The sequence below is a fragment of the Porphyromonas somerae DSM 23386 genome, from assembly GCF_000372405.1.
GTDB classification, from domain to species: Bacteria; Bacteroidota; Bacteroidia; order Bacteroidales; family Porphyromonadaceae; genus Porphyromonas_A; species Porphyromonas_A somerae.
Map to the genome: position 1 here is coordinate 1 of NZ_AQVC01000030.1, position 18,530 is coordinate 18,530.

Sequence of the window (18,530 nt, forward strand, 5' to 3'; positions counted from 1 at the left end):
AGTAAGCGAGAACTCAACACCTGTATTTCTCATAGAACCGATGTTCTTTGGCATATATGGGAAACCAGTACCACGCTCTAGTGGCTCATTGAAGAGTAGGTCGGTGGTCTTACGAGTAAAGAACTCCACCTCTCCAGTCAGTCTATCTTGGAATAGTCCAAACTCAAGACCAAGGCTTAGATTAAGGTTCTTCTCCCAAGTGATGTCAGGATTGCCCTTAAATTTATTGGAGATACTAACATTGCTTCCGTCTGACTCATAACCATAAAGGTTTTGGTATGGAGTGTACATGCGGTAGCCATCATTATCAAGTAGGTTATCGTTTCCTTGCTGTCCGATACTTGCACGTAGCTTAAGATTGCTGATGGTGTTATTATCCTTCAAGAACTCCTCCTCTGATGCACGCCATGATCCACCAAGGCTCCAGAAGGTACCCCAGCGCTTGTCAGGTGCGAATACGGATGAACCGTCAAGACGGAGTGAAGCTGAGAGGTAGTACTTCTCATAGAAGTTACCTGTAAATTGAGTGAAGAAACCCTCTACATTGTAGTTGCGCTCGTAAGAGATTAGGTCGGTTGTCTCACCAAAGGTGTTGAACTCAAGACTGGTTGGAATAATGGTATTCTTCTTAGAGCCGTAAGTGTGCTTTAGGTTCCACTTGTAGAACTCGTGACCAAGTAAAGCTTGCATAGAGAAGTCGCCAAATTTAGCGTCATAAGTAAGCACTTGGTTCCAGTTTATTGTGGTATAGTTGTCAAAGTTCTTCTCAAGGATACCTCTGTAGTCCTTACCGTCACCCATTCTTGGGTTGATAAAGTAATTGGTGAGGTCATTGTTTTGGTAGTAGTTGAAGGTCGTATTGAATTTGAAACCTGCACCAAAGTCAATGTCTGCCCTTGCAGTTTGGTTGATATAGAGACTTCTATAGTTATCTCTATTTAGTTCAGACTCACCTATGATGTTCTTACCACCAGAATACTTTCTCGCACCATTGATTCCAGGACGGGCATCACCAGTATCATAGATCTTTTCACCAGTCTCTTTATCCATCATAATCTTACCATCTTTGTCGTGTGCATAGACTGGGTAGATTGGAGCGATGTTGCGGGTGAAGTTGAATACGTTGGAGAAAGCATTACTAGACTCATTACCGAAGTTACCTTGTGTATATGAGATCAGTGAGCTTGCAGTAAGCTTTAACCAATCGTACATCTCAGTCTCATAAGATAGGCGAGAAGAGATACGGTCGAAGGCGTTCTTGATAACATAGCCTTGGTCGTTTAGATAACCTACTGAGAAGAAGGTCTTGGATTTCTCTGAACCACGAGTGAGTGATNGGTTATACTCTTGTCTCATCTTTGGAGACATTAGGAGAGCTGCCCAATCATTGAAGTTGCTGGCATCCTCATACTTGATCTTAGCATTTGGATTCATTACACCATTGTTATCAAACAGTTGGTTGTCAGGTACATTGTAAATGTTGTAGCCTAGACGTCCAATTAGTGAATTGCCTGAAAGATCATTGCCACCGTAGTTAGTCAGCGTACCAGAGGTGATCTGATTGGCTTGCTCTAATGTAGGGAATATTGGATCTCCATTAGTATCTTCACCTAGTGCTATCCCGCGGTTTTGGTTACGGAATGCTTCCCAATAGTAAGAGTAGTATTGAGCTGGGTCTGTAACAGTATCATACTCTGGCACACCTCTTTGGTTCACACCAAGGCGAGCTTCAAAGTTGACTGTAGTTTGTCCTGCACGACCACTCTTGGTGGTGATGATGATCACACCATTGGCACCACGAGCACCATAAAGAGCAGCAGAGGCAGCATCCTTAAGTACGTTGATAGATGCGATGTCGCGAGGGTTAATAGAGTTGATATTTCCGTCGTAAGGAGCACCATCTAGGACAATAAGTGGGTTGTTAGAGGCGTTGATAGATCCCACACCACGGATTCTAATAGAGGTTTTAGAACCAGCCGAACCACTAGCAGAAGAAAGCTGAAGTCCAGGAACCATACCCTCAAGAGCTTTTACAGCATCAGGAGCTTGAAGCTTTTCTAGCTTCTTTGAATCCACTACGACCGCTGATCCGGTGAATGACTCTTTCTTCGCAGTACCATAAGCTACCACGATCACGTCGTCGAGGAGCTCAGTGTCGGGCACTAGCTTGATTCTTAGGGTTGGTGCTGCAGCTACCTCTTGTGTTTTGTAGCCTACATAGCTGACGATAATTAGCTCGCCTTGCTTAGCTTTTAGGGTAAAATCGCCATCCATTCCGGTCATGGTTCCTACTGTTGCGTCGGACTTAAGTCTTACGGTTGCGCCGATGACTCCGTCTCCACGCTCGTCAGTGACGATACCTTTGACGGTGATGGTCTGTCCTAATGCCGAACCTATCGTTAGGAGGCAAAGGGAGATAAGCATTAAAATCTTACTTTTCATACCATTTACTTGTTTGTTAATTGTTTTGTATTGCTCTCGTTAATATTATTTCTTTGCTCACACTTGAGCTATTTCTCATTTTCTCTAGGGTTGTGTGTGTTTATCTCTATTTATGTGTCTGATTTTTATTATCTCTCTCTATTTAGGGTGGGTTTCAGTGCGAAAACATCTCAAATAGAGCTCTTACAAGCCAAAGGTATAATAATTTTTCGAGATTGCCAAAAAATAGGTTAAGAAAATGATGGGGTGGGGGGCAAGGTGCCTAATCGGTGGGGGGTACCTAATCGGACAAGTCGGACGAGGCGGACAGGTCGGACGCCCCTCCGACGCGGACGGAGTGCATAATCAACGGCTATGGTGGAAGTAGCAGAATGGATGAGATGCAAGGCGCTGAGGATGAGGGCGAAGGGAGCGTACTTGCGTACGTGACTGAGCACGAATTCCGAAAGCAACGCAGCAGATCGCCATTTTGCAACTTCCACTGGGGGAGGGGTTACTGAAGGGTGGAGGCGAGGAGCTTGATGTGGCGAACCATGCTGAGGAGACCATTGGAGCGTGTAGGGGAGAGGTGCTCTTTGAGGCCTATCTTGTCGATGAAGTAGAGGTCGGCATGGAGAATGTCGGCCGGGGTTTGTCCGCTAAGTACTTTTAGGAGCATGGCGATGATGCCTTTGACGATGACGGCATCGCTATCGGCCTGTAGCTGCAGGCGGTTATCGGCATCTAGCTCTCCTGAGATCCATACTCTGCTTTGACACCCTTCGATAAGGTGCTGTGGTGTTTTCTCACTTTCGGGCATAGGGTCTAGTTCATTACCCATCTCTATAATCATCTCGTAGCGATCCATCCAATCGTCGAGGAGTGAAAAGTCGGCAATGATTTCGTCTTGAATTTGATTGATAGTCATATTATATATAATGTGTATTTAATGTCCGTTGTCGGTTATAAGTGGGGTAGAAGTCCTTGTTTTGGCTCCTCAGGGGTAGGCTCATCGTGGTGGTTGAGTTTGCGAAGCCGTTGCTTAATCCGCTGTAGCACACGCCCAGAGAGGGTGCGAGGGGCATCACGGAGAAAGCTATTGATGTGTCGCTTCTTCTTCTCGGGTGTGATCTCCTCCATCGGTATCATGATAGCGGTCTCAAGGACGTCACCGAAGAAGGGGTTGTAGCTGGAGCCAAATACCATCAGTGCCTCGGAGAGGCCTATATAAGTATTGACGAGAGGGGGGATCGTGGTGCCCATCTCTCGGATCGCTTGGCTCATGTTCTTGTAGTCCTTCTTGTGGTCTTGACCCGTGATGATCTGCTGTAGTTGGTCGATGGGTGTCTCGTACTGGATGGGGTATTTGCTGGTGACGAGTGGAACCTTTGGGGTAAAGTAGGTATCGAGATAGTAGTAGATGAGGTCGCGAGCCTTGGTATTGTAGCTCTGATACATGGTGACTTTGCCAAAAAAGTATTGGCAATCGTCGTGGATCAGCATAAGGGCTCCGAGGCCGTCCCAAAGGTTGTCGAGGGTAAAGATGGAGCGAGGTAGTCGACTCTTTTTATTGCCATCCAGGGAGGTGTTTTGGTTCTCCACCGTGACGAAGCTACGCCCTAGCTCTATGGTCTTGGGGAGATACTCCTTAATAAATAGAGGGTCGAATTGGAAGATCTCTCCACTCGAAAGATGTGTCTCGTAGGTGCCATCGGGCTGTTTCTCTATGGCGTTTTTGCAGAGGATGTATCGGTACCCGCCGAGGATCTTTTGTGCCTCGGGGTCCCAGACAACGAGCTGCTGGTAGCCATTGGGTCGGAGGTCCAGCTCATCGATATCGGCTGCTTTGCCAGTGCCGCCTCCGCCTGCCCTAAAGGCCTCTTCTCTTAGTCGGCCTATCTCGAGCATGGTATTGGGGGCTTCGTTGGCGTGGAAAGTATAGAGTTCGTTTTTAGCTCTATTTGTTTTGCGTAGCATCAGCTGCTCGTGTAGCTCGCTACGAATGATTCGAGGGTCTATTGGTGATATGATTTTAGCCTGTCCCATGCGGATGTCTATGTGTTATTCGGTGTATTTTTGTGGAAAGTTGTAGAGGCTGTCTCTTAGTTGGCGGGCAAATTCTGTTGCCTCTTTGGGTGAGGGTAGTTCTTCGTAGGGGATAGGGTCGCCTACGTAGATGCGGAAGTGCTTCCCCTTGGCACGGATCAATTCACTGGGGAGTAGAATCAGTTCGGCATTGAACTTCCAACCACTCTTGGCTCTTCGCTTCGCCCATTTGTAGAAGCGTGGGCTATTTTCGCCCTCAAAGTAGAGGGGTACGACCTGTCGCTGGTGCTGTGCTGCCATGCGGACAAAGCTGGGGAGCCACTCGGTATCGTGTACCTTGCCTTCGCTATTCATACGGCTGCAGAGACCAGCAGGAAAGGTGAGTATCTGTTGGTCGCTCTCCAGGGCTTCATTGATCAGTTTGATCGATTGGCGTGCCTGCTGACCATATTTATTAATGGGGAGGAAGGTGTCTCGGAATTGGTAGACGTACATGAGGACGTCGTTGACCATAATCTTGAGTTGCCCACCATAGTGCCCACCGAGTAGGGCGGCGTAGATAATCCCGTCGGCACCTCCAAGGGGGTGATTGCTAACGAAGAGGGTGCGCTCCTCGGGCTTAGGGAGTCGCTCCGCACCGATGATGTCGCAGGTGATGCCAAGGTAGTCCATAATCTTGTACCCCATTGAGACGCCCCCCACCTCGTGCTGTAGCTCCATCATCTGATTGAGCTCCTCCTCATGGATCAATCGCTGTAGCCAGCGGTAGAGAAACCCTGGGAGATAGCCTTTGTATTTGCTCTGTATCGCCTTCTTGATATCTATCTTCTTTTCGCTCATAGCATTATTTCATTAAAGGGTGAGGGGGTGGTGGGTGAAGAAGGTGCGGGTGGTGGTGAGGTCCTTCTGGAGTTGGCCCTGTAACTCCTGGAGGGAGGCAAACTTTTGGTCAGCTCGGATGAAGGCTCTGAAGGCGACTTCGATCTCTTTGTCGTAGAGGTCGCCTTGGAAGTCGAGGAGGTAGGCCTCTATTCTATTAAGCGGGATGCCTTCGGGGGTGATGGTGGGGGTGGAGCCGTAGTACGACATGGCGGGGTAGATACGATCTCCATGCCGCACCTCGGAGATGTAGACACCCTCCTCGGGGAGCGTGAGGGAGGGGTCGTAGGGGATCAGGTTGGCGGTGGGGAATCCTATGGTACGGCCTATCTGCCGGCCTGCTTTTACCCTGCCGGTGATGCTGAAAGGCCGTCCGAGGAGTGCCCCGGCGGTGGAGAGGTCGTTGTGGGCAATCGCTTCTCTGATGCGAGAGGAGCTGACCACGGCATCGCCCATCTGGAAGGGGGTGACGCGCTCTATCTGTAGTCCTAGCTGGCTAAGCCTTTCATCGAATTGGGGGGTGGTGAGGTCGGGTGTCTCCTTTCGGCCGAAGCGATTGTCGTAGCCAAGCTTCATGCCGATCACTCCTCGCTCTATGAGGGGTTGGGCGAACTGTGTGGCGGAGAGGGCTGCTAGCTCTTTGGTGAAAGGGAGGATCAGTAGATGGTCCACCCCTAGCTGGGCAATCAATCGCTCCTTCTGATCCATTGAGCAGAGGGTGTGTGGGCGAGGGAGGTCGGGCCTAAGAAGAGCTAGTGGGTGCTTGTCCATCGTGACCACTAAGCTCTCTGCTGAGAGACGGTGTGCCATCTCCTGAGTGGCTTTGATGAGGTGCTGATGCCCTTTGTGTAGGCCATCGAATAGTCCTATGGTGGCAACAATGGGCTTCCCCGATGCCTTCATCTCCTCTATATGGTGGTATATCTTCATCGTCTTATCCACTGCTCTGGATTGAGTTTGTTTCGTTCTTTCCACACTTGGAAGTGCAGTTTGGTAGCACCGCCGAGCTCTGGGTCGGAGTAGATCTTACCGATCTCCTGCCCCGTCTTGACCTTGGACCCCTTAGAGACATAGACCTCAGTGAGGTTGCTGTAGACGGTGAGGTAATTACCGTGACGCACGATCACGTTGGTATTGAAGCCCTCTACCACAAAGATAGAGGTCACCTCGCCATCAAAGACCGCTCTTGCCTTGGCACCAGGGGCTCCTTGGATGTCGATGCCATTATTATCGATCTGCACATGCTTCAATCGGGCATACTGCTGTACACCATAGTGACCTACGATGCGCCCGCCACCAGTGATAGGCATTGGGAGACGACCACGATTGTCTTCAAACTTCGCAGAGAGCTTCGTCTCCGCCTCCGTCATAGCGTATCCCCCTTTGGTCTTAGCACGCCTTTGCGTTGTGGTGGTTGACTTACCTTTTTGCTTCGCTGCTTCAGCTTTTCGCCTTGCCTCCTCCGCCTCTCGTATCTCCTTAGCGATCTGTGCTTCGATTTGCCTATTGAGGGCTTGGGCCTGTCGGCGTTGCTTGGCTAGCTCTTGCCGTAGCTTCTTCTCCTCGCCTTTGAGAGCTTTCACCTTGGTTTGCACCTTTTGCTTATCTTGCTCCAGCTTGCGCTGCTCCTCTTCTCGGCTTTGTAGGAGGAGTGCCTTCTGCTGTCGGCTCTGCTCTAGCTCTGCTCTCTGAGCGTCGATCTCTTGTCGTAGCTCCTTGAGCTTCTCCCCCTCTTTCCTCTGCCAGGTGGCATACTCTCGCAGATACATCGCCCTCCGCATTCCTTGTGCAAAGTCTTTGGCGGAGAGGATAAATAGGAGCTGGTCCTTCACGTTGCTGCCTCGCTGGAGTGCTCGGAGCGACTTCACGTAGGCCTCCTGACGCTTATCGAACTGCGCCTGTAGGCGGTTGAGCTCCTGCTCTAATGCAAAAAGTTGCTGGTCGGTCTCCTGTACCTCCGCCTCAAGAGTGGTGATCAACTCTTGGCGGTCCTTGATCTGCCCATCAAGGAGAGCGAGCTGCTGTAGCTGCTCCTTGGCAGAGGAGGCGGTTTGCTGTAGTGCTTTATCCACACGTGCTATCTCAGCCTGTATTTGCTTGCGTCGGGCCTCTAGCTTTTGTACCTCCTTGGACTTTTGCTGCGCAGTGGCGTAGCCTGGGAGCAGCCCTACTAGGAGTAAAGCTACCATACAGCGAAACAATAGTTGGCCAGCTCTATTCAAACTCATCATAGTGATTGGATGATCTTATAAATATCCTGTAGGGAGATCCTCTGATACTGAGCGGGTGGAGTGGTCTCCCATGTGCGTGCCTTGCCCTCCTCCATATCTTGTAGGTCGAAACGTATGAGCCCATACCGCTCTGGACCTCCTCTAAACTCTAACTGAATAAGGGTGGGAAGTGGCCGCATCTCTCCTCCCATGCGGAGATGGGTAAAGCGGTCGTAGGTGGCTTGTAGCTCCCCTTCCCCTGGCACGGTTATGGTGGCCGTGTAGAGGTTGAGTGCGGTGTCAAAGAGTAGTTTGATCTGATTGCCACCAGGACGAAGCTGGCTAGAGAAGAGGTAACCCTCCTCGGTTTGTTTCATCTCCATCCGGCGGAGTGCGGTAGCGCCGATCTCCACGAAGTTGAAAGGCTTATTCTCAATCACTGCCTGTAACATCATGGGGTCGATGCCTGGGATCGGCAGATAGCTAGAGAGTTTTCGATGGGCTTCCTCCTGAAGGAGGTAGTACTTATTGAGGCGATCGAGTGCCAGTACGGTATCGTCGGCAACGGTCAATCGCCCTGCCTCCATAAAACCTATCGGGCGGATGGATAGCTCGAAGCCTTTGCCTGGAGCTTGGTACCACCGTATGCCGATGCCGTTCAGCTGGATCTGTTTCTCGGGAAGATCAATATTCAGCGAAACCCTACCACGGGCGGCAATGGAGGGGTACTCTTGCTTTTGGCTATAGAGCTCTATAAACTGCGACTTAGTAAGGTGGGGGTAATGGCCTGCTATCTGCTGAATCGCCTTGCGAGAAGTACCACAACTGGAGAGGAGTAGTAGGAGCGACCAGCAGAGGAGTAGGGTGGTGGTGGAGAGATGGTTATTCCTTTGTTTCATCTTTCTCTATGCTCTTTTGGTCCCGTTCGTGGACGATGTTTTCAATTTTCTTTTCGATTGTTGGTACGTCGCCTCCCGCTTCGAGTGCCTTGCGGAGTGCCTGTAGAGCCTCTTCGTACTCCCCTAGCGCGAATAGGATGTCGGAGTAGTGCTCGTAGTAGAGAGGGTCGGGCTCTTCTTCCTTGCTGATGGCACGCTCCATATAGATCTTGGCAAGTGGATAGGCCTTTTTGAGATAGAGTATCCAGGCGTAGGTGTCGAGGAAAGAACCGTTTTCACTATCATACTGCACTGCTTTTCGTGCCATTTCCTCAGCCCTATTGAGGTCCTCGGGAGTGCCGTGCTTAGTCATCCCGTAGGCGTAATTGTTGTATGCGGTTGGGATGCCTGCTGCCACAGCCTTTTCATAGAATTGGGTGGCTGTTGTCCAATCATCATCTTGTATCAAATCTGCCTTGATGAGTGCTATCTGTCCATACATTGGGTCGCCCTCCTCAACCACCTCAATAGCGTGGTCTACTCTTTTATTAAAGGTGATGCTATCCTCTTTATTCAGCGCCACTAGTGCTGAGTATAGGTTGAGCAATCCATCGTGGGGAATGGACTTTAGTCCTTGAGTAGTGACTTGGTCGAGTTGCTCCACATCCTCTGCATTGGCATACTTCTCCACAAAGTAGTAGTAGGGCGAAGGTAGCTCGGTGCCTTTCTGCACCAGCTGTGAGAATATATTCTCTGCTTGGAGCGTATCAGAGAGGAGTAGGTGGTCGTTGGCCGCGGCTAGTGCAAAGCGATCCTCTTCACTATAGATCTGCTGTAGCTCTAGCTCGGTCTCGATGAGCGTGGGGAGAAGCTTTGTGAGGTCGTTGCTATTGCTACGTGCCGTATTGAGGAGCGATTGAACCCTAATTGGGTCGCTGCCCTCTAGCTGAGCCACTCGTAAGATCTCCGCCTTTACCGCTTCATTATTGCCTTTCATGGCATTGAATGAGGTGGTGATGTTGGAGAGGGCTTCGTTCTCAGGGTCTAGCTTTTGTGCCTTTTGAAGTTGCTCGATGATCTTATCGTCTTCTCCCCGCTTCTCATAGATCGTGACTAGGAGGAGCGTGGTCATAGGCTCATTGGGCTTTTCCTCTAAGCGCTTTAGTAGTATTTGCTCCGCCTCTTCAAGCCGTCCAAGGGCTATTAGTAGCCTGCTTTCGTTGATAATAGATACGATATCCTGTTCGGCTCCGTCTGAACCTCTAATGGCGCTGAGGGCTTTCTCTAGCTGGTTGGAGTTGGCATAGGTATTGGCGAGTTGGAGGCGGACCTCTCGGTCATTGGGTCGTAGCTCAAGTAGCTTTTTCGAGACCCTTTCGGTGCACTCCCAATCCCCAAACTTCTCTGAGAAATCTAGGAGCTTCCTGCCCGTCTGGTAGTCAAAGCCAGAGTATTGGTAGCTCTTCTCTAGCAGATCTAGCCCTCGCTCGTCATTGGCGTGCTGCAATAAAAGCTCTGCCAACCCATCTAGTATTTCGGGCTGGGTGCTATCAACTTGATACGCCATCCAAAGGTGATTGAATAGTGGGGAGGGTTGAAGGTCTGGCCCATTCACCTGTAGAGCACGATCAAATAATCGATTGGCGACACTCGTTTTCCTCGATGGCATATCCTGTGCCGCTAGTGGCCAGTTGGCAACGAGCAGTAGTAGGAAAAGGAGCCCCCGTATAGTCTTTATATTCATGCTTTAATAGTCTCTGCAATGTCTGTAAATTATCCCCTTGGATAATATACAAGTGTAAATATACCAATTTTCGGGTATTTGTAAGGGAATCGCGTGGATTTTAGCAGGGGTGACGCATTAGGAAGAGTCTTACCATGAATGACCTCCAACGAGGGGAGGTCTTCGTATTGATGCCAACTGGTCTTTGTATACACTCTCAGGAATACCACAGAGCATGGTAATGTCCTTCTTGCATCAACCTCATATTCCGTATGCGTGCGGAATGGATTCCGCAGGGCTACGGAATGCGTTCCGCACGCATACGGAATATGCGGAAGGTGTGGTATTCCTGAAAATAGTACACACGGGTTCATGTATTCCTGTTATTGTATACACTGGTTATTTGTTATTCCTGAAAGTGTAGACACCCCGTCTCCTCTATTCCTGAAAAAGTAGACACTGTGGGGGCAATTGTCTGATTTTAATAGGTAAGGACCTCGGCAGAGGTCCCTCTTAAATAGGCACAGGTCGGAGGGGCATTAGCCCCGAACGACCTGTGTGCAAGAGCATATTCACCACCTGCTTGACCCCGGCTGAGGGGTCAGACCTAGATAAGGATGTCCGACCCCTCAGCCGGGGTCGTAAGGGTGTTTTGCACATCGTTATACACAGGTCTTCGGCACTGCGTGCCTTGACCTGTGCCTATTTAGCACGGACCTCTGCCGAGGTCCTTTCTCAAAGACACTCCGCTAACAACCATACGGCGTAGACTTTCTAATGCGTAACCCCTGGGGCGTTGGGGGATTGGAAAAGGCGATTAGTTTAATGAGAATGTTGCACGAAGGATGAGATGCAAGGCGCTGAGGGTTAGGGCGAAGGGAGCGTACTCACGTACGTGACCGAACCCGAATCCCGAAAGCAACGTAGCAGATCGCCTTCGTGCAACAGTCTCTTAATATCACTATATTTGCGTGGAAAATAACATGAAGAATTTATATGAAGGTAAAGATACTATTCGTTTGTTTGGGAAATATCTGTCGTAGCCCTTCGGCTGAGGGGGTGGCGAATCATATTATTGAGGAGAAGGGGTGGCAGGATTTGTTTGAGGTCGACTCGGCAGGGCTCCACAGCTACCATGCAGGGGAGCTACCCGATCCTCGGATGCGTGAGACGGCACAAGCAAGAGGGTATGACCTCACTAGCCGAAGCCGTGAGGTGGAGATGGAGGACTTCTTTACCTATGATTATATCGTGGCGATGGACGACTCCAATGCTACGGAGCTTTATCATCGTGCCCCAACGCTCGAGGCGTCTCGAAAGATCGTAAAGATGCGTGACTACTTCCCTGAGGGGGAGCAACTAGACTATGTCCCTGATCCTTACTACGGCGGTAAGGATGGCTTTGAATTGGTCTTGGATCTTTTGGAGGCTTCTGTAGAGCAGTTTTTAAGGGCGGTAAGCTCTGTTTAGTGGGGACTATGAATGGGCTCATTTAGAGTTGGGCGTGTGGCGAGTTTGTAACTCAGCATTTGTTTAGTTTGTAAGTCAGCGTTGCCTCTGTTTGTAACTCAGTGTTGGCTTAGTTTGTAACTCGACAATTCCTTTGACTGCCACTAAGTTTTAGCCCGTGTGGCACTACTTCCTATGTCCTTAGAGGCCATAAGTCCAATCAAATCTAGTGCCTATTATTGTCGAAATATTCTAGTGTGCGATCCTTGCTGCTGAAAAAGGGTGCTTCGTAGGTTTTGAGAAAAGTGGTACATTTGTGGTGTTGACGCATAAGGCCTAATAACGTTTTTCCTTGAGAGGTCATCTGTCTCGAGGGTATCATCTTGTGTATCATTTATTGTGCGTCATCTGTAGATATGGTAGAAGAAGAGCAAAGTCCAGCCCTACACGAAGTTGGGGTATTTCTATCGGAGTATGCCACCCACCTTATGAGCTGTGGTGTGCACTCCTCACGTGTGATTCGCAATACGAAGCGGATTGGTATATCTCTTGGGTGCGAGGTTAAGATCAGTATTTTTCAGAAGAGCCTTATCATCTCTGTCCTTGATCTCAGGAGTCGGGAGCACTACAATGAGGTGTGTGAGATCTATCCTTATCCTATTAGTTTTGAGCACAATGCTCGTCTGAGTGCTCTTAGCTGGGAGAGTTATGACCACCATCTCTCTTTCGCTGAGATCAAGGAGCGGTATGAGTCAATCATCAAGGCTCCGATGATTCATCCTCTCTTTGTGCTACTGCTTGTGGGCTTTGCCAATGCCTCCTTCTGCCGGCTCTTTGGTGGGGATTGGGCCTCTATGGGGATTGTCTTTTCTTCGACTCTTTGTGGGATGTTGGTCAAGCAACAGATGAGCCAAAAGGGGGTGAATCATTATCTTACCTTTATCGTTTCGGCTTTTGTGGCTTCTCTATGTGCTTCTACGTCAGTGATATTTGATATCACTTCGGAGATTGCGATTGCTACAAGTGTTTTGTACTTGGTGCCTGGGGTCCCTTTGATCAATGGGGTAATTGATATTGTGGAGGGGCATGTGGCGATAGGACTGAGCCGACTGGTGAGTGCGTGGTTATTGATTGGTAGCATAGCTATTGGTCTTTCTTTTACCATTTTGATAATGAAGGATAACTTGCTATGATAGCTCTGGATATTCTCTCGGATGGCTTTTTTGCAGCGATAGCGGCGATAGGGTTTGGGGCTATCTCAGATCCTCCGCTGAAGGCTTTTCGCCCGATTGCTATTTTAGCTGCCATAGGGCACGCCTGTCGCTTCTGCCTGATGACGTATGGTGGGGTGGAGATTGCAGCTGCTACGTTGGTTGCCTCTTTGCTCTGTGGATTTGGTAGCCTTTTACTGGGCAAACGGCGGCGGTTGCCTATGACTGTCTTGTATGTGCCGGCATTGCTGCCGATGGTGCCAGGTAAGTATGCGTATAATATGATCTTTGCCCAAATTATGTACTTGCATTCGATTGATGATCCTAGTGCTCGTGCTCTTTATATGGATACCTTTTTCTCTCAGTCGATGACGGCGATCACTGTGGTCTTTATGCTTGCGCTTGGTGCGATGATACCGATGCTCCTTTTCCCCAACTATGCCTATGCCCTGACTAGGTCTAATAAGCTCTCAAGATGAATACATTTTGGCACTCTATTGCGCGCTACAATGAAGCGACCTGGCTGTGGCAAGCCATTATTGTCTTTGTCGGTGTGGTGGTGACTCTATGGTTTGCTATTAGGCCGAGCAAGCGGACTACGTTGGTGGTGAAGCTCTATACAACGGTGCTTTACCTCTGGCTAGCGGTGGTATACTTCTATATCTACTGCTCGGAGAGGGCCTACAATGAGATTATGGCTTTATTCTGGCTGATCCTAGCTGTGGTATGGTGCTGGGATCTCTGTGTGAAGCATCGTAGTGAGGAGCGGGTGGAGCCACACAAGCCGTTGGGGTACCTCCTGCTCTTTACCCCTTTGCTCTATCCTCTGATCTCTATGGCCAGGGGGTTGCAATTCCCTACGATCACATCGCCGGTGATGCCCTGTACGGTGATGCTTTATACTATGGGGCTATTGCTCTTGCAGAGGGAGAGGGTCAATCTCTTTATTGTGCTACTCCTTTGCCATTGGTCGGTGATAGGACTTGCTAAGACGGCCTTCTTTAATATCCCTGAGGACCACTTGATGACTTGTGCTACTCTTCCTGCGGTTTATCTATTCTTTAAGGATTCATTTCAACTTGATTCGAGCCACAAGGGTAAGCCTGGGATGGTCTACATCAATGCTCTTCTGATCTCTATCTTTTGCGGTATCGCCATTATCCTACTCTGGAGTATGTATAGGCAGTTCTCCAGTGGTAGCTTTTTATAGGGCGAGGTGGGGCATGGTGATGAAGTGGGTGCGGGGGTAGTGGCGAGAGAGGTAGGTGCGGAGGTACTCTCGGCTATCGTCGGTGACGATCGGGTCGTAGGTAAGTCCTTCGTTGTAGACCACGAGTGGCACTTCTATCCCTCGGCTGGCGAGGGCTTCTAGGCTGAGGAGCGTGTGATTGATACTCCCTAGCTGTGCCGTGGTGATGAGGATGGTGGGGAGTTGCTCCGCCTCAATATACTCTATGGTGAGTAGCTCACGGGTGATCGGCACCATCAGTCCGCCAGCCCCTTCGAGCAAAATAGTTTGGTACTTCTCTAGTAGCTTCTTGGTAGAAGCGGTGGCGATAGAGATATCGATGCTTTTCCCCTCTAGCTCGGCTGCGATGTGTGGGGAGGCGGGTTTGGTGAATAGGATAGGGTGGGTGGTGTGGTCCTGATCCTCAGGTAGTAGTGGACGCCCTTCAATCTTTCGGTGAACCAAGATGTCGTCGCTCATCTCCACACAACCAGTCTGCACCAGTTTCTGAGTGATCACTTGCACTCCTTCCTCTAGAAGTTGACGGCTAATCCAGCCTGTGGCAACGGTTTTGCCGGCGTCAGTATCAATGCCGGTCACGAAGTAGACCGGTGCGTTAAGTATTTCTGATAGTTTCATCATGATATTATTGTAGTTTTATTTTTGTGCTATGATAATAAGGGGGTGGTAGGTGAGCGAAAGGGGCTCTTCAGAAGTGAGCTGATGGGCTTGCCGTAGCTCCTCCTCCAATCGAAGAAGACGGCCACGGCTCCAAAGCCCTTGACGGGTGTGGGTAAAGGCATTGGTGCCGGTTGCCTTGAGGTGACGAAGAAGCTCGAGGAGCGATGAGAACTGTAGCTCAATAGTGAGTGCCCTCTGCTCTACATCGCTGAAAGGGGTGAGTGCTGCTGCGTATTCGGCTAAGGGTGGATAGTGGAGGGCATTGGGCAAGATGGGCTGTAGCTCTGAAAGGTTTTCGGGTAAAAAGGTGGAGAGTGCCAGCGTGCCGCCAGGCGTGAGTGCGTTGTAGGCTTTACGGATAAAGTCAAGGGGCTCCTGCCACCACTGTATGCAGCTACTGGAGGCGATGAGCTGATAGCCCTTGCCCCAATCCCATTGCTCGGCATCGCCTGTGACAAAGGCAAAGGGGCGGTGGGGGAGCTTTTCACCCACCCAATGCTCTGCTTCGGGTACGAGATCATTGAGCGTTAACTCTGCTTGAGGGTAGTGTGTAGCGAGTTGCTCTGTGAGCAGCCCTGTTCCGCAACCGATCTCCAATATCCGTTGGGGTGGAGTGACCGCTTTCTCAGTAAGAAGTGCCATCATCTCTGCTACCACTCTCTGCTGAGGAGTGGCTGCTGCGTCGTAACTAGCAAAGGCACTACCGAAGCGGTCGGCGATTAATTGTCTGTCGATGGTCATAATTGGATTAGCTCCTCCCAGCTTTGGTATTCTAAGAGTGGGTAGTGCCCAACCCCTTTGAGCTGTCGGCAAGGGACGCCATGCCCCTGCCAGTAGGCGAGTTGGTTGGCGGTGGGTACAATCAGATCCCGCTCACTTACGATCGCTTCGCTCCATGCCAATTGTGGGGGCGTATCATCGGGTAGGTCCTTCACCTGTAGATAGGTGCCGTAGAGCTCCTCTCGCAGATCCTCTGTGGAGCGTGCGGCAAAGGAATTGAATACCGCCAATAGCTTCTTCCCCCCGCACATCCGTCGGTTGAAGCGGGCACGATTATCATCATCTAGCCCCTCAAGTGTTCCTCTGAATATCTCATCGGGAATGCCGTATTGGTTGTGCATCGGCAGAGGGGTGCCGTTGATCGCAATCGCCTTGGTGGGGGTGGGAAGGTGGGGTGCCAGCCTATCGAGTGCCCAGACTCCCATACTCCACCCTACCATATAGACCTCTTGGTAATCGGGCAGTGGGGGAATCGTCTCGGGTGAAAGGGTGCGGAAGTCGTAGGCGGTGAGGTAGTCGTACTCGTGGAGGGGCATCAGGTGAGCCGCCACCTCGGGTGTGGTGCCCCAGCCGGTAAAGAAGATGAGCAGACGGCGATTGCCTTGTATTTTGGTTAGATTGAATTGCATAGGTTGGCCAATTGGATAATTTCGTCGGTGGTCATCGCTGCGGTAAGGGAGAGGCGAAGGCGTTCGCTCCCTTGTGGCACGGTGGGACGGCGGATGGGACGGATATAAAATCCGTGGCGACAGAGTTGCTCTGCCGCTTTGGTCACCTGCTCCTCGCCAGGCACGATGAGGGGGATGATCTGTGAGGTAAATTCACGTCCCATCTCTTTGCCAAAAAGGGTTACCAGGTCTTTGAGATGCTGGCGACGGTCGTCCATCTCTTGAATGGCATGAAAAAGGAACCGGCTCCACGCTACATTGACCTCGGGGAGGGCGGTGGAGAAGATGAGGGAGCGGGCTTTGCTGACCAGCAGCTGGCGGAGGGTGTCGCTCTGAAGTGAGTAGGCACCGACAGAACCAAGGGCTTTGCCAAGTGTGCCTATAAGTAGGTCAATCTCTCCCGTCACCCCCATCTCGGCTGCAAGCCCTAGCCCTTTCGGACCAAAGAGACCTACCGCGTGTGCTTCGTCTACATATATATATAGGTGTGGGTACTCCTCCTTGAGTGCGACCAGTTCTTGGAGTGGGGCAATATCGCCATCCATGCTGAAGAGGCTCTCGGTGATGAGCCAAAGGGTGTCGTACTGATCGGCATAGCGACTCAGTATCTTGCGGAGATGCGAGAGGTCGTTGTGCCGATAACGCTGAAAGGGGGCTCCCGATAGCCGAAGTCCATCGATGATGCTGGCGTGAACCAGTTTGTCGGCAATGAAGAGGGTATTGGGGAGGGCGAGGACAGGAGGAATACCAGTATTGGCGTGGTAACCGCTATCCCATAGCAAGGCACTCTCCAGGCCGTAGGCGTTGGCGAGTTCGCTCTCAAACTGCTGTGCGACGGGACTATTCCCTGTCAGCAACCTTGAGGAGCCACTGGAGGGGTGCCGTCTTTTCCCCTCCTCCTCTATAAACCTCTGCCACAGCTGAGGCTCTGCCAAGAGACCGAGGTAGTCGTTGCTATTGAGATTGAGTAGTTGACGCCCTTCCACCTCAATGCACTTCCCCTCTACTTCTATGTCGGGAAGGGTGCGGTAGGTGCCTTCGCTCTGGCACTGCTCTAAGGCTTGGCGGTATCTATCCATGGAGTACGTTGCTAAGTCCTTGGATAAGGTGTTGGAGCTCCTCATCAGTGATGGCGAGGAAGGGGGGCATCAGGTAAACCAATCGGCCAAAGGGGCGTACCCAGATGCCTTCGTGGACAAATTTGGGGATTAGGCTGCCCATATCTACCGGCTCCTGCATCTCTACTACTCCTATGGCACCTAAGACTCTTACCTCCTTCACGGTAGGTAGCAAGGCAAGCGGTGCTAGCCCTTCTTTCAATTGCGCTTCTATCTCTTTCACCCGCTTCTGCCACTCCTTGGAGAGAAGGAGTTCTACCGACCGTTTGGCCACCGCACAGGCGAGGGGATTGCCCATAAAGGTGGGGCCGTGCATAAAGCACCCAGCTTCGCCTCCGCAGATGGTATCGGCGATCTGCTTGGTGGTACAGGTGGCAGAGAGGGTCATGTAACCGCCGGTGAGGCTTTTGCCGATGGTGATGATATCGGGCTGGATATTGGTGTGGTAGGTGGCTAGGAGTTCGCCTGTCCTTCCAAAGCCGGTGGCGATTTCGTCGAAGATCAGTAGGCAGTGGTATTGGTCGGCCAAGGCACGTAGCTGATTGAGATACTCAGGGTGGTAGAAGTACATGCCCCCAGCTCCCTGAACGATCGGTTCAACGATGATCGCTGCCATCTCTTCGCCATGCTCCTCTAGGAGTTCTTTCATCGGAGCGAGGTCACTTTCGTCCCATGCGCCACCGAAACGGCTCTTGGGCTGAGGGACGAAGTACTGCACTGGCAAGGTGCCTGCGAAGTAGCTGTGCATACTAGTAATGGGATCGCAGACCGACATTGCGTGCCAAGTATCGCCGTGGTAGGCACTTCGGATGCCTACAAAGTGCCGACGCTTATGCTCTCCTCGCGATTGCTGGTATTGGATCGCCATCTTGAGGGCGACCTCAACTGCTACCGAACCGCTATCGGCATAGAATATCTGATCCATCCCTTTGGGTAGTACCTTTTCTATCAGTAGTTGGCTCAATTCTACCGCTGGGCGATGGGTAAAGCCGCCAAACATCACGTGCGACATCTGCTGTAGCTGGTCGGTGATCGCTTGATTGAGCTCGGGGACATTGTATCCGTGGAGGGCAGCCCACCAAGAACTCATGCCGTCGATCAATTGGGTGCCATCCTCTAGAGTGATGGTGCACCCCTTGGCACTCTTTACGGGATAAACCTTGAGGGGGTCAATGGTAGAGGTATAGGGGTGCCAGAGGTGGTCTCTATCCCATTGGAGTAGTTGCTCTGTAGTCATC

Annotated in this window: 17 protein-coding genes; 4 read left to right on the plus strand and 13 right to left on the minus strand. The window is 50.8% G+C overall.

Annotated elements, in window-relative coordinates; all coding sequences use genetic code 11:
• From A3GK_RS0106670 to A3GK_RS0106705, 8 genes are all read right to left on the minus strand, one after another.
• Window positions 1–2,442 (minus strand): SusC/RagA family TonB-linked outer membrane protein (locus tag A3GK_RS0106670; RefSeq protein WP_018028693.1); only part of this gene is annotated, 2,442 nt, incomplete at its 3' end.
• A 493-nt stretch (window positions 2,443–2,935) separates the two neighbouring features.
• Window positions 2,936–3,349 carry a SufE family protein gene (locus tag A3GK_RS0106675; RefSeq protein ID WP_018028694.1) on the minus strand — a complete coding sequence of 138 codons (414 nt, stop codon included), beginning with the start codon at window positions 3,347–3,349 and terminating at the stop codon, window positions 2,936–2,938.
• A gap of 35 nt (window positions 3,350–3,384) precedes the next feature.
• Window positions 3,385–4,467, minus strand: a complete 1,083-nt coding sequence (locus tag A3GK_RS0106680; protein ID WP_018028695.1) for a GNAT family N-acyltransferase — start codon at window positions 4,465–4,467, stop codon at window positions 3,385–3,387.
• 15 nt (window positions 4,468–4,482) lie between these two features.
• Entirely contained in the window at window positions 4,483–5,307 is an 825-nt protein-coding gene (locus tag A3GK_RS0106685; RefSeq protein ID WP_018028696.1) for a 1-acyl-sn-glycerol-3-phosphate acyltransferase, read from the minus strand.
• 12 nt (window positions 5,308–5,319) lie between these two features.
• A complete protein-coding gene (gene ribF, locus A3GK_RS0106690) occupies window positions 5,320–6,321 on the minus strand; it encodes a riboflavin biosynthesis protein RibF (protein WP_244860732.1) in 1,002 nt (333 codons plus the stop codon).
• A complete protein-coding gene (locus tag A3GK_RS0106695) occupies window positions 6,273–7,577 on the minus strand; it encodes a murein hydrolase activator EnvC family protein (RefSeq protein ID WP_018028698.1) in 1,305 nt (434 codons plus the stop codon). Before A3GK_RS0106695 ends, ribF begins: the two co-directional genes overlap by 49 nt.
• On the minus strand, window positions 7,574–8,455 hold the full coding sequence (locus tag A3GK_RS0106700) for a DUF4292 domain-containing protein (RefSeq protein ID WP_018028699.1): 882 nt from the start codon (window positions 8,453–8,455) through the stop codon (window positions 7,574–7,576). The genes A3GK_RS0106695 and A3GK_RS0106700 overlap by 4 nt, the downstream gene beginning before the upstream one ends.
• Window positions 8,439–10,178, minus strand: a complete 1,740-nt coding sequence (locus A3GK_RS0106705; RefSeq protein WP_018028700.1) for a tetratricopeptide repeat protein — start codon at window positions 10,176–10,178, stop codon at window positions 8,439–8,441. The genes A3GK_RS0106700 and A3GK_RS0106705 overlap by 17 nt, the downstream gene beginning before the upstream one ends.
• A 975-nt stretch (window positions 10,179–11,153) precedes the next feature.
• On the opposite strand from A3GK_RS0106705, the gene A3GK_RS0106710 reads away from it, so the two are divergent.
• From A3GK_RS0106710 to A3GK_RS0106725, 4 genes are all read left to right on the plus strand, one after another.
• Window positions 11,154–11,627: a low molecular weight protein-tyrosine-phosphatase gene (locus tag A3GK_RS0106710; RefSeq protein WP_018028701.1), complete on the plus strand. Its 474-nt coding sequence runs from the start codon at window positions 11,154–11,156 to the stop codon at window positions 11,625–11,627.
• 395 nt (window positions 11,628–12,022) lie between these two features.
• A complete protein-coding gene (locus A3GK_RS0106715; RefSeq protein ID WP_018028702.1) occupies window positions 12,023–12,799 on the plus strand; it encodes a threonine/serine exporter family protein in 777 nt (258 codons plus the stop codon).
• Complete coding sequence (locus A3GK_RS0106720; protein WP_018028703.1) at window positions 12,796–13,296, plus strand: threonine/serine exporter family protein; 501 nt, start codon at window positions 12,796–12,798, stop codon at window positions 13,294–13,296. The genes A3GK_RS0106715 and A3GK_RS0106720 overlap by 4 nt, the downstream gene beginning before the upstream one ends.
• Window positions 13,293–14,027 carry a DUF6064 family protein gene (locus A3GK_RS0106725; protein WP_018028704.1) on the plus strand — a complete coding sequence of 245 codons (735 nt, stop codon included), beginning with the start codon at window positions 13,293–13,295 and terminating at the stop codon, window positions 14,025–14,027. The genes A3GK_RS0106720 and A3GK_RS0106725 overlap by 4 nt, the downstream gene beginning before the upstream one ends.
• Here the strand turns inward: A3GK_RS0106725 and bioD are convergent.
• From bioD to bioA, 5 genes are read right to left on the minus strand one after another with little or no spacing between them, the layout of a single operon-like run.
• Window positions 14,022–14,687: a dethiobiotin synthase gene (gene bioD, locus A3GK_RS0106730; protein WP_018028705.1), complete on the minus strand. Its 666-nt coding sequence runs from the start codon at window positions 14,685–14,687 to the stop codon at window positions 14,022–14,024. The two genes, A3GK_RS0106725 and bioD, sit on opposite strands and share 6 nt — an antisense overlap.
• Window positions 14,688–14,702: 15 nt before the next feature.
• On the minus strand, window positions 14,703–15,467 hold the full coding sequence (gene bioC, locus A3GK_RS0106735) for a malonyl-ACP O-methyltransferase BioC (protein ID WP_018028706.1): 765 nt from the start codon (window positions 15,465–15,467) through the stop codon (window positions 14,703–14,705).
• Window positions 15,464–16,135, minus strand: coding sequence for a DUF452 family protein (locus tag A3GK_RS0106740; protein ID WP_018028707.1), 672 nt, complete (start codon window positions 16,133–16,135; stop codon window positions 15,464–15,466). The genes bioC and A3GK_RS0106740 overlap by 4 nt, the downstream gene beginning before the upstream one ends.
• The gene (locus A3GK_RS0106745) at window positions 16,120–17,253 is read right to left on the minus strand and encodes an aminotransferase class I/II-fold pyridoxal phosphate-dependent enzyme (protein ID WP_018028708.1); all 1,134 of its coding nucleotides are present in this window, start codon (window positions 17,251–17,253) and stop codon (window positions 16,120–16,122) included. The genes A3GK_RS0106740 and A3GK_RS0106745 overlap by 16 nt, the downstream gene beginning before the upstream one ends.
• Entirely contained in the window at window positions 17,246–18,529 is a 1,284-nt protein-coding gene (gene bioA, locus A3GK_RS0106750; RefSeq protein ID WP_026161775.1) for an adenosylmethionine--8-amino-7-oxononanoate transaminase, read from the minus strand. The genes A3GK_RS0106745 and bioA overlap by 8 nt, the downstream gene beginning before the upstream one ends.
• Between the last annotated feature and the right edge of the window lies 1 nt (window position 18,530).